8 protein-coding genes are annotated in these 12329 nt (G+C 68.6%); 1 reads left to right on the forward strand and 7 read right to left on the reverse strand.

What is annotated here, in order from left to right:
* Nucleotides 1-85: 85 nt before the first annotated feature.
* The 7 genes from ACZ5BM_RS04885 to ACZ5BM_RS04915 form a co-directional block, all read right to left on the reverse strand.
* The gene (locus tag ACZ5BM_RS04885; RefSeq protein ID WP_498910256.1) at nt 86-1633 is read right to left on the reverse strand and encodes an outer membrane factor lipoprotein domain-containing protein; all 1548 of its coding nucleotides are present in this window, start codon (nt 1631-1633) and stop codon (nt 86-88) included.
* Nucleotides 1630-2943 carry an efflux RND transporter periplasmic adaptor subunit gene (locus ACZ5BM_RS04890; protein WP_498910257.1) on the reverse strand — a complete coding sequence of 438 codons (1314 nt, stop codon included), beginning with the start codon at nt 2941-2943 and terminating at the stop codon, nt 1630-1632. The genes ACZ5BM_RS04885 and ACZ5BM_RS04890 overlap by 4 nt, the downstream gene beginning before the upstream one ends.
* Nucleotides 2940-6125 (reverse strand): efflux RND transporter permease subunit, encoded by a 3186-nt coding sequence (locus tag ACZ5BM_RS04895; protein ID WP_498910258.1) that lies wholly within the window; start codon nt 6123-6125, stop codon nt 2940-2942. Before ACZ5BM_RS04895 ends, ACZ5BM_RS04890 begins: the two co-directional genes overlap by 4 nt.
* Before the next feature lie 142 nt (nt 6126-6267).
* Entirely contained in the window at nt 6268-6756 is a 489-nt protein-coding gene (locus tag ACZ5BM_RS04900; protein ID WP_498910259.1) for a hypothetical protein, read from the reverse strand.
* Nucleotides 6757-6856: 100 nt separating this feature from the next.
* Nucleotides 6857-8272: a sensor histidine kinase gene (locus tag ACZ5BM_RS04905; protein WP_498910260.1), complete on the reverse strand. Its 1416-nt coding sequence runs from the start codon at nt 8270-8272 to the stop codon at nt 6857-6859.
* Nucleotides 8269-8976 carry a response regulator transcription factor gene (locus ACZ5BM_RS04910; protein ID WP_498910261.1) on the reverse strand — a complete coding sequence of 236 codons (708 nt, stop codon included), beginning with the start codon at nt 8974-8976 and terminating at the stop codon, nt 8269-8271. Before ACZ5BM_RS04910 ends, ACZ5BM_RS04905 begins: the two co-directional genes overlap by 4 nt.
* A gap of 94 nt (nt 8977-9070) precedes the next feature.
* A complete protein-coding gene (locus ACZ5BM_RS04915) occupies nt 9071-10282 on the reverse strand; it encodes a DNA recombination protein RmuC (RefSeq protein ID WP_498910262.1) in 1212 nt (403 codons plus the stop codon).
* A 649-nt stretch (nt 10283-10931) separates the two neighbouring features.
* Here ACZ5BM_RS04915 and ACZ5BM_RS04920 point away from each other — a divergent pair.
* Nucleotides 10932-12311: a YXWGXW repeat-containing protein gene (locus ACZ5BM_RS04920; protein ID WP_498910263.1), complete on the forward strand. Its 1380-nt coding sequence runs from the start codon at nt 10932-10934 to the stop codon at nt 12309-12311.
* Nucleotides 12312-12329 lie beyond the last annotated feature (18 nt).

The following is a 12329-nucleotide window of genomic DNA, read 5'->3' on the forward strand; positions in this document are numbered from 1 at the left end:
GGACGCAAAAGGCACGGACCAGCAGCCCACAAGCCGGGTGTCGTCCCCTCCCCGCGCCGGACGGCCCTGAACGCGCCGCCCCGGCTCAGCCGCCGGGACGGGGTGCGGAAGGCTCGCCGGTGCCATCGGGCCGCGGTTCACGGTCACGGCCGGTAAGCGGGGCGATCGGGTTGAACGGCAGCACCGCATCCTCGGTCGGCAGGGATTTCGTCGACCAGCCGCCACCGAGCGCCGCCGCCAGGGAGACGCGCGCCTGGAGCTGACGCGTCTGCACCTCCACCAGGGCGATCCGGGCGGAAAGCGCCGTGACCTGCGCCACCAGTGCATCCAGATAGTTGGTGAGGCCGCCGGTGTAGAGACGCAGCGTGATGCCCTGCGCCTTTTCCGCAGCCTGCACCGCGCTCTGCTGCTGCTGCGTTTCCGTGGAAAGCTGGGTGGATTGCACCAGACCGTCCTGCACCTCGCGGAAGGCCTGCAGGATGGTGGCGCGATACTGGTCGCGCTGCTGCGCGTATTGCGACCAGGCGCGTTGCAGCTCGGCGCGACGCAGGCCGCCCTCGAACAACGGCAGCACCGCGCTGGCGCCGATGCTCCAGAGGCTGTTGGGCAGGCTGGCGAGGGAGAAGCCCGTATCCTGGAAGCCGCCCAGGGCGCTGATGGTGATGTTCGGATAGAACGCGGCGCGCGAGATGCCGATGGCGCTGTTGGCGGCAGCCATGCGGCGTTCGGCCGCCGCGATGTCCGGGCGGCGTTGCAGCAGCGCCGACGGCACCTGCGCCGGCACGGCGGCGACGCGCAGATCGTCCACCCCGCCGGTGGGAAGCTGGAAGGTGATCGGGTCGGCCCCCACCAGCACCGCGATCGCATGCAACAGCACGCCGCGATTGGCCTCGGCATCGGTCAGCAAGGCCTGCGCCGCGGAAAGCTGGCTTTGCGCGCGGGCCACGTCCAGCCCGGAGGCGATCAGCCCCTGCAGACGCAGGGTCGTGATGTGCACCGCGTTTTCGTAGAACTGGATCGACTGGCGATACACCGCCATCTCGGTCTCGACCCCGCGCAGGGCGATGTAGTCCTGCGCCAGTTCGCTTTGCAGGCTGAGGCGGGCGCTGGCGAGGTCGGCGGCGCTGGCCTGGGCGAGACGCTTTTCCGTGCGGGTCTGATTGCGGATGCGGCTCCAGAAATCCGGCTCCCAGGAGGCGGAGGCCTGGATTTGGTTCAGCGCCGCGATGTTGCTGCCGTTGCCGGTTCCGGGGAACGGCCGGCCGGCCGAACGCTTGCTGTCCGATGTGGTGGCGCCGGCGCTGAACTGCGGAAACAGGTCGGCGCGCGCCTCGGCGGCCAGATCACGCGCCTGAGTGTATTGCTCGGCGATCGCCTGCAAGGAGGGATTGTTGGCGGTGGCCAGCGTTTCCAGGCGATCGAGCGTCGGATCGCCGAACCCGGTCCACCAGGCGGCGCGCGTTTCCGCTTCGCCGGGCTGGGCCACGGCGAAGGGCGCGGTGCCGGTGTAGCTGTCCGGCAGCACGTAACGCGGCGGCTGGTAGTCCGGTGCCAGATCGCAGGCGGAAACCGCGCAAAGCAGGACGGCGGCCGCCGCGCGCGACGCGCCGTTGCGCAGAGCCGATCGCCTCATCGCTTCACGCCCGAATCAGGTTCGTCGCCGCCGGGCGCCGGTTCCACCGTCTGCGTGCCGGCACGGGCGGGCTGGCCGCGCGGCACCACCGGCGCGTTGTTGTAGCCGGGGACCGCAGTCACCGTCTTGACCTGCTGGCCTTCGAGCAGGCCCAGCGACGGGTTGTTAATGATGCGATCGTCCGGCTTCAACCCGGCCAGCACCTGCACCGTGTTGCCGAGATTGAGCCCCAGGGAGACGTTCTGCAGATGCACGCGGTTCTGCGCGTCCAGCAGCGCCACCTGCATGCCCTGCGAGCGGAACAACAGCGCCTGTTCCGGCACGGTGAGGATGCGCGGATCACCCGGCACCACCAGTTTCACCGAGGCGAACGTTCCGGGCCAGAGCTCGTGGTTCGGGTTCTGCACCACGAACTCGACCACCACGGTACGGGTCTGCGTGTTCACCGCGTTGGCCGTGGTCAGATAGGTGGCGTCGAAGGTCTCGCCGGGATTCTGCGGCAGGGTGAAGGTCGCGGTCAGGCCGGGCTTGAGCACGTCGGAATAATCCTGCGGCACCGACACGAACAAACGGATGGCGTGGATGTCTGCGACCGAGAACAGTTCGGACGCCGAACCCTGCCTGTTCACGTCGCCGCCGCCCGTGTTGACGTAATCGCCGACATCGGTGGAGCGCGACGTGACCACGCCGTCGAACGGCGCCACCACGCGCTCGAACGCGTGCTGCGCTTCCCAGCGCGCCACCTCGTGCGTGGCGGCATCCACCTGCGCCTTGCGGGCGGCTGCGGCGGCGGTCTGGACGTCCACGTCCTGCTGCGCCACGGCCTGGGTTCCGGACAGGGCCTGGTAGCGCTTGGCGGTGACGTCGGCGAGCTTGTACTGCGTCTGCGCGACTTCGAGATTGGCCTTGGCCTGGGCGAGCTGCGCATCGACCGTGGGGCTGTCGATCACGGCCAGAAGATCGCCCGCCTTCACAGGCGCGCCGAAATCCTTGTACCACATCTTCACGTAACCGGCGACCTGGGCGTAGATCGGCGCCTGATACCAGGCGTTCAGATTGCCCGGCAGGACGAGGCTTCGCTGCTTCGGACCCGGGCCCGGCTCGATCACCTGCACGCGCGGGATCGACGCGTCGTCGGCCTCGTGCGCCAGCGCTTCCACATGATCCGAACGGGTCCAGATCCCGAAGGCGGCCAGCACGACGGCCACGATCACCACGCCGGCCGGCACGGCGCCGCCCATCCGCTTGCGGGGAGGCTGGCGCGGGCCGGGCGCCGCCTGCACCGGCGGTTCGCGATGCTGGGCGGTCATGCGGCAACTCCTTCGGGGACGGGGTGGTTTCTGTGCAGCAGCGCGAACACGCAGGGCACGAACAGCAGGGTCGCCAGCGTGGCGATCAGCAGACCGCCGATCACGGCGCGGCCGAGCGAGGCGTTCTGCGAATTGGCGAGCGCCATCGGCACCATGCCGATGATCATGGCGAGCGCCGTCATCAGCACCGGACGGATGCGGCCGTAGCCCGCTTCCACCGCGGCCAGCACCGCGTTGCCATGCACCTCGAGACGTTCGCGGGCGAACGACACCACCAGGATCGAGTTCGCGGTGGCCGTGCCCATGCACATGATCGCTCCGGTCAGCGCCGGCACCGACAGGGCGGTGTGGGTGAGAAACAGGCTCCAGGCGATCCCGGCCAGGGCGCCGGGCAGAGCGGTGATGATGATGAACGGATCGAGCCAGCTCTGGAAGTTCACCACGATCACCAGGTAGATGAGCAGCACGCTCAGAACGAGGCCTTCCAGCAACTGCGCATAGGCGTTGTGCATGGTGGCGGCCTGACCGCGGATATGGATGGTGGCGCCGCGCGGCAGGTCGTCCCGCATCCGGTCGACGATCGTGCCGACCTTGTCGCTGACCGCGCCCAGATCGCGGCCTTCCACGTTCGCATAGACGTCGAGCACGGGCAGGATCGAGTAGTGCGACACCACGCTGGGGGTGCCCGTCTGCACGATATGCGACAGCGCGCCGACGATCTGCACCGGCTTGTTGGTCGGATTCCCGTCGCCGGCATCGACCGGGATGGTTTCCAGATCGTTCATGGTGGTGAGCTGGCTCTGCGGCGTCTGCACGTTCACCAGATGCGACACGCCGGTCGACGTATCGAGCCAGTAGGTCGGTGCGGTCTGTCCGCTGCCGCTCAACGTCGCCAGCGCGTTGTTGGCGATGTTGCTTTCGGTGAGGCCCGTGCCGAGCGCGAAGGCGCGGCGGCTGTCGATCCGCAGCGTGGGCTGCGTCATCGCCTGCTGGATGCGCACGTCGGCGATGCCGGGCACATGCTTCATGCGCGCCTGGAGCCGGGTGGCGAAGGCGTAGTTGTCATCGAGATTGCGGCCGACGATCTGCACGTCGATCGGCGACGGCAAGCCGAAATTGAGGATCTTGGCGGTGATGTCGCCGGCCAGGAAGGCGAAGTCCGTGCCGGGGAAATCGTCGCGCAGCCCCGCGCGCAGGATGCGGCGATCATGCGCCACCGGCGAATCCGGGCTGTCGAGCATCACCGAGATGTCGCAATCCTGGGTGCCGATGGTGCCGGTCGAGCTGTAGGCCTGGTTGATGCCCGAAAGCGGCTGGCCGCAATTGCTGACGATGCTGGTCACGTGCGGCGCCAGCATGGCGCGGATGCGCTGATCCACCAGCGTGGCGATCTTGCCCGTATCCTCCAGACGCGTGCCGAGCGGCGCGCGCATGTGCATGTCGATCTCGTCGGAATTGATCTCCGGAAAGAAGTTCTCGCCGGCGAACGGGATCAGCAGCAGGGAGCACAGCGCGACCAGCAGGAAGAAGGCGCAGAACCGGCCGCGACGCTCCACCAGACCGGTCAGCAGCACGTGGTAGCGGTCGCGGAAGCGGGTGAAACGGTGCTCGAAGCCGCGCTGGAAGCGGATGAACGGACCGGCCTTGCGGGTGTGGTATTCGGGGTCGCGGTGCTGCGCCACCTGCGCCGGCAGCAGCCAGTTGGCCATGGTCGGCACCAGCGTCCGCGACAGGATGAAGGACGCGATCATCGCGAACACGATCGCCTCGGCCAGCGGCATGAACAGATAACCGGCGACGCCGGACAGCTGGAACAGCGGCAGCCAGACGATGCAGATGCAGAGCGTGGAGACGAAGGTCGGCACCACGATCTGGTTCGCGGCGTCGATGATCGCTTCTTCCAGAGTCTTGTGACCGCGCTCCTCTTCCTCCATCTCCAGATGGGCGTCGATGTTCTCGATCATCACCGTGGCGTCGTCGACCAGGATGCCGACGGCAAGCGCCAGGCCGCCCAGGGTCATGACGTTGATGGTCTGGCCGAGCCAGCTCAGCGCCAGGATCGAGCACAGGATCGCCAGCGGGATCGAGGTGGCGACGATCAGCGTCGAGCGCCACGAGCCCAGGAACAGCAGCACCACGAGGCCGGTGAGGCAGGCGGCGGTGGCCATCTCCTGCACCACGTCCTTGATGCTGTCCTTCACAAAGCCGGACGCGTCGCCGATCGGGGTGATGGTGACGCCGGGCGGCAGCGTGCGTTCGATCTGCGGGATCAGCGCCTTCACCCCCGACACCACGGACAGGGTGGAGGCATCGCCGGTCTTCAGGATCTCGATCAGCACCGATTGGTGGCCGCCCACCAGAACCACGTTCTGCTGCGGCGGTCCGCCGCGATGCACATGCGCGACGTCGCGCAGATACACCACCGTGTTGCCGACCTGCTTGATCGGCAGGTTGTTGAAGGTGTCGATCGCGATCGGCGTCGCGTTGGTGGCCACCATGTAGTCGATCGCACCGATCTTCTGGTCACCGGCCGGCAGGACGATGTTCTGGTTGGCGAGCGCGTGGCCGACATCGGTGGCGGACAGGTTATGCGCGAGAAGCGCCGCCTGGTTGAGATCGACCTCGACATTGCCCTGCGTGCCGCCATAGGGGGTCGGGATCGCCGTTCCGGGCACGGAGACCAGCTCCGGACGGATCAGGTTGGAGGCCATGTCGTAGATCTGCGAGCCGGTCATGGTCGGCGCGCTGACCTGGAGTTCCAGCACCGGCACGGAGGAAGCGTCGAAGGCCATCACCTGCGGCGGGGTGATGCCGGCAGGCATCTGCTTCACGACCGTCTGCGAGATCGAGGTGATCTGCGCCTGGGCCACCGCGACATCGGTGCCGGGCTGGAAGAAGATCTTCACGATGGCGCGGCCGTAGAGCGACTGGCTCTCGATATGCTCGATATTGTTCACCGTCGCGGTGAGGGCGCGCTCGTAATAGTAGGTGACGCGTCCCGACATGTCGGCCGGCATGAGACCGTTATAGGTCCAGACAGCCGCCACCACCGGCACGCGGATCGGCGGGAAGATGTCGGTGGGCGTCCTGAACACGCTCATCGCGCCGAACAGCACGATCAGGATGGCGAGCACCACGAAGGAGAGCGGCCGCCTGAGGGCGACGAGGACCACCGCGTTCATGCGTGGCCCTTGGGGGAAAGTCCGCTCATCATCCGTCCCGCGTGGTTTGCGTCACGGCGGGGTTACGGGTGCCTCGGCGGCCCCTCAATGAAAACCTTTTTTAAGGAGAAAGCGGGTGGGCGGCCCGGAACCGCGCTTCCGGTCAGCGGCCGCGGCCGCCGCCCCACCCCCCATGGACACCGCCGCCATGGAAGCCGCCGCCGCGCCAGCCACCCGATCCGCCAGGCCAGCCGCCGCCTCGCCACCCGCCGTATCCGCCGCGCCAACCGCCATACCGGCCGTATCCGCCGCGCCAGCCATCCCGCCAACCGCCGCGATAGCCCCAACCGCCGCCCCAGCCGAGGCCGTAACCGCCCCAGCCATAATTCCCCCAGCCCGGACCGTATCCACCCCAGCCCCAGCCGCCCCAGCCGGGGCCCGGCCCGTAGCCGTTCCAGCCATAGCTGCCGAGCCCGTAGGTCCAGCTCGACCCCCACCCCCAACCGCCCCAATAACCGGTGCCGGGATAGGCGCCGTCAGCGGCGTAGCCGTAGCTGCCGTAGCCGGCGGGCTGATACACGCAGCCGCCGAGCAGCGCGGACAGGGCAGCGGCCTGGAGAAGCCGCCTGGCGAGACGCGCCCGTTCGATCATGGCGAAGCCCTCCGATCGCTGCCCGGCCCGAACCGGGTGGGATTGCCTCCCGTAACGCCGCGAACCCGCGCCGGATCGCGTGCGGCCAGGTGACGGAACGTCACGGCTCCGGCGGCGCCGGAAAACCGATCTCGAACACCGTTCCGGTCTCGCCCGGTCCGCCGCCGATCTGCACCGTGGCTTCGTGCAGACGCGCGATCGCGGCGACCAGACTGAGGCCGAGGCCGCTGCCGCCGATATGCCGGCTCTTATCCGAGCGGAAGAAGCGCTGCATGACCATGCCGCGTTCGGCGATGGGAATGCCGATGCCGGTATCGGACACGCGCAACACCGCCTGACGGTTCGGCCGCTGCAACACGGCGAGGCTGACCTGCCCCCCACGCGGCGTGAACTTGATCGCGTTGTCGACCAGATTGGCGGCCAGCTCGAACAACAGCTCCCGGTCGCCCGACACATGAAGATCGGCCATCGCCGTGACCAACAGCGCCTGCCCTGCTTCTTCCGCCAGCGGCTCGTAGAGTTCGATAATCTCGGATACCAGTTCGCGCAGGGAAACGGCGCCGAAATGGCCACGCCGACGGTCGTTCTCCAGCTCGCCGAGCCGCAGAAGCGCGGTGATGATGCCGAAGCACTGGTCCAGATCGGTGATGGCGCGATCCACGGCACCCAGAAGCGCGTCCGGGTCGCGCGTGCGCAGACGCGCGCGATCGAGCCCGGCGCGGACACGGGCCAGAGGCGTGCGCAGGTCGTGCGCGATGTCGTCGCCGACGCCGCGCATCTCGTCCAGCAGGTGCTCCAGCCGCTCCAGCATGCGGTTCACGCTGGAGGCCAGACGCGCCATCTCGTCACCGCTGCGCCCGACCGGAAGGCGCTCGTGCAAGCCGCCTTCCATGATCGCATCGATGGCGCGCTGCATGCGGCCGACCCGCGCCAGATTGCGCCGTCCGAGCCAGGCGCCGGCGCCGAGCGAGACCAGCAGCGCCGGGATCAGCGCCGTTTCGATCGCCGCCAGCGTGATCTCGCGCAACTGCTGCAGGTCGCGCAGGCCACGGCCGATCACCAGGAATCGTCCGCCATGCACCGGCAGCGCCTCGGCCCGGATGGTGCGTGGGCCCTGGTCGAGCGGATGCACGGTGATCTCGCGAATCGCCCCGTCCACCGGCAGGTTTTCCGGCCATTCGACCAGATTGCCGCCGAGTGGGCGCCGGTCGGCATCGAACAGGCCGGCGGCGGTGATCAGCAGGCGCAGATCGTTGGTCTGCCAGAGCCGGAGCTGGTCCAGCAGATCGGCCGGCGATTGCGCCGCCATCAGCGCCGCCTCGCGATCCAGCAGACGGTCGGCACGGTCCACCTCGAAGGCGGTGATGCGCCAGTAGATCAGCGAGAACTGCAACAGCGTCACCGCCAGCAGGATGGCGGTGGAACCGATGGTGAGGCGGAAAGTGGCGGTGCCGAACAGGGCCGCCAGCGCCCCCGTAACGGTGCCGCGGCCGTCCGGTCCGCGGGCAGGGTTCATTCGGGAATGCGCAACATGAAGCCCGCGCCGCGGATGCTCTGGATCAGCGGCACCTCGTCCGGCGTGTCGAGCTTGCGGCGCAGCTTGCCGATATGCACGTCCACCAGATTGGTCTGCGGAATGAAGCGGTAGTGCCACACGTCTTCCAGCAGCATGTCGCGGGTCAGCACCTGGTTCGGACGACGCGCCATGTATTCCAGCAGGCGGAACTCGCGCGGCAGCAATTCGAGGCCACGCCCGGCGCGCCGGGCGACGCGGCCGATCAGGTCGAGCTCGATCGGGCCGACCACCAGCTCGGTCTCGCGCGTGTCGGAAGGACGTCGCAGCAGCGCCTCGATGCGCGCGCACAGCTCCTCCATCGCGAACGGCTTGGTGAGGTAGTCGTCGCCGCCGGCCTTCAGGCCAGTGACCCGATCATCCACCGCGGACAGGGCGCTCAGCACCAGAACCGGCGTGCGGACCGCCTCGGCGCGCAAACGGGCCAGAACGGCGAGACCGTCCAGCTCGGGCAGCAAACGATCCAGCACCAGCACGTCGAACGCGCCGGCCATGGCCTGATCCAGACCCGCCGGACCGGTTTCCGCATGCGTCACCTCGTAGCCCCGCGCCGAAAGCTCGGCGACGATCTCCGCGGCGATCGGAGCGTCGTCCTCGACCAGGAGGATGCGGGTGAGTTTCTGGGCGGACGGGATGGTGGCGCTCATGGAAAGGAACATGGTCGGGCAGGCGTCCGGAGCCAATGACCATCGGGTGCGATGCGGCGTTCACATTCCCTCATGGCGGCGCGACCCGAGCCGGTCATTCGAGCCTGAAACCGTCCGGATCGGCCTCCTCCGGGGCGGCCGGCTCCGCGCCCTCCAATTCCGGATCGGCGCCCGACGGCATCTCGATGCCGCGCAGACGGCGGGCCACGACGCGGGTGCGCCGGCGTGCCTCCTCGATCGTGTTGCTCATGGTCGACGCGTTTCGCCCGAGCCTTTCCAGCACCTGATCCATGCGGATCATCTCCTGGCGCGTCGCGCCCAGCAGCGTGCTGATCGCCTCGGTCTTTTCTTCCAGCGCCAGGGTGACGTAGCCGAGATGCACGGTGCGGAGCAGTGCTGGGATCAGCCCCGGCCCCATCACCAGAACGCGCGACGTACGGCCGATCTCGTCCACCAGACCGGGCAGACGGGCCACCTCGGCGTAGAGCCCGTCGGTGGGCAGATACAGAACGGCGAATTCCACCGTGGTCGGCGGCAGGATGTATTTCGAGGCGATCTTGCGCGCTTCCAGTCGCACGGCCGTCTCCAGCGTGCGGCGCGCGGCGCGCTCGGCCTCGGGATCGACCCGCTCCACCGCATCCAGCAGACGCTCATAGGCCTCGGTCGGGAATTTGGAGTCGATCGCCAGAAGCGGACGGGCGGCACCGCGCACCGGCATGCGCACGGCGAACTCCACCACCTCGGCGGAGCGCGGATCGAGCTTGACGTTGTGCTCGTAGGAGCCGGGCGGCAGCACGTCGTCCAGGATCGCGCGGAGCTGGCTCTCGCCCCAGCCGCCGCGCGTCTTCACGTTGGAGAACAGGCGCTTCAGGTCGCCGATCTGCGCGGTCATGGAGGCGACCTCGCCCATCGCCTTCTGCACGGCGGCGAACTGCTCCAGCACGCGCTGGAAGCTGGTCTTCATCTGCCGCTCGACCGAGGCGTGAAGCTGCTCGTTCACCGAATTCTGGATCGCGGCGAGGCGCGCGGCGCTTTGTTCCTGGAGCTGGCGCATGCCGGCCTGCATCGCCACACGCGCCTCGCCCTGCTCACGGGCGATGGTGGTGGTGAGCACGCCGAGACGCTCCTCCATGCCAAGGCGGATGCCGCCCAGACGGTCGGATACGGCCCGTTCCAGCCCGGCGATCTCGTCCGCCGCGCGATCCTCCCGGGCACCGTTCAGCGAAACGATCCGCAGGACCAGAAGAGAGACCACGAAGGACGCCACGGCGGCGGCGGCGGCCAGGAGGCTGATCAGATCCGACATGCCGCGGTTCTAGACCATCGCCCGGCCGGACGGAATCGCGGGAACCGGCCGAGGAGCGGTCCAAAACAACCGTCCACCAGCCTGCCCGGCTGGCGAGTTTTGCTGTTGCCATGGCCCGGAGAATGGCCGCTGGTCGATGATGACGCTGCCAGCTATCACCTTATTCTGCGAGCGTTGCAGGCGAACGTGGATAGCGCATTTGCGGCTCGTCTCGCCACGCGCCGCCATCTTCCGGCTGAGCGGCGTATCGTCGGAGGCGGTCGGCCTCGGCGTCAGCGCGTAGACAACGGCGACCACACCCGCGCCGACCGCGCCGCCCACAATCCCTGCTCCCAAGAGGAGCCCGTCCGTCGCCGCCGCACCACCACCATCCACGGCGATCCCGGCTGCCGTGCCCGCCGCAGCCCGGACGCCCGTCGCGCCCGATCCCCGGCAGACCACTCCGTGACCCACAACACGCAGCCTCAAGCCAGGCCTCAACTCAAGCAGGAATCCTCCATACCGATCCGGTTGATCCGAACGGCACCGCGCTCCCGCCAAATCAAGCGAGCCGCGTTGCAGACCGATTCACATCGACACGGAGACGGGCGCAAAACCGCCATCTTGTTCGCCGAACCACCACGCCCAGCCCGACACGCGAGGTCGATTCATGCGTTTCCCGAATCCGTCCGACACCGCCCGGCTCGTCTCGCTGGTTCTGTCGGTGCTGTTGTCGGGAATGTTCGGGATGCCGGCGCGGGCGCAGACGACGGACGCTCCGTCCCTGCAGGAGACCCTGCCGATCCGGGACGGAAACGGCACGGCCTCGCTGCCCGTGCTGGTGTCGCGCGACCTGTCGCAGCCGCAGCCGGACATCACCCGTGCGGTGATCACCATCCATGGCCGCGACCGCAATGCCGGCACCTACGACGCCATCGCGCATGAAGCGCTGCAACGCGCGGGCGATGCCGGCAAGGGAACGCTGCTGCTGACGCCGCGCTTCGCGGATGCGGGCGACGCCGACCTGCCGGTGGACGCGCTGCGCTGGCACGGCGGCGACTGGATGGCGGGCGGTGCGGCGGAAGCGCCGTCGGCGATCACCTCCTTTGCCGCGCTGGATGCTTTGGTTTCCCTGCTGGCCGACCGTTCGATGTTTCCGAACCTGCGGACGGTCGTGATCGCCGGCCATTCCGGCGGCGGCCAGCTCGTGCAGCGTTATGCCGTGCTCGGACACGAGCCCCCCGCGGCGACGGCGGAGGGTATCCAAGTGCGCTTCCTGGTCGCGAACCCGTCCTCCTACAGCTATTTCACCGCCGACCGGCCCGATTCCAGCGGCGGGTTCGCGCCCTTGCCCGTCGCGCAGTGCCCCCGGTTTGACGACTGGAAATACGGCATGCACGACCTGCCGCCCTATGCGAGCAACGCCACGGCCGCCGCGCTGGAACGCGACTACGTTCAGCAGGACGTGACCTATCTGCTGGGCGGCGCGGACACGAACCCGGATTTGTCGGCACTGGACAAGAGCTGCGCCGCAGAGGCGCAGGGGCCGAACCATCTCCAGCGCGGCCTGAACTTCTTCCACTACTTGCGGATGCGGCATCCGGTCGGGCTGAACCAGTACGAATACGAGGTACCGGGCGTCGGCCACGATGCGCGCGCAATGCTGCTGTCGGATTGCGCGCTGGCGACCATGTTCGGCGCTCCGCTCTGCGGCGCGGAACCGAAACCGGTCGCGCTGCCTACCCTACCAGCCACCGCTCCGGTACCGGCGCCGTCTCAGTCGCCAGCCCTGCCGCCGCTCCGCCACGGTCCGCGTCGCGCACCGCCGCCGCCGATCCCGCGCCACCGTCCGGTCGAGCATCGCGCCCTCCCCCGGGCCGGCTGGATCTGGCAGCCGGGAAGCTGGAGCTGGAACGGCGAAACCTATGTCTGGGTGCCGGGACATCATGTCCGCCCGGTCGCGCCCGTCGCCCGCTTCGTGCCGCCCTCATGGCAGTTCGACGGGGTCGGCTGGGTGTGGGTGCCGGCGCATTGGCGGGTGTTGCGATAGGACGGACCAGGCCGGTTT

The sequence above is a fragment of the Lichenicola sp. GTC18331 genome, assembly GCF_055386855.1.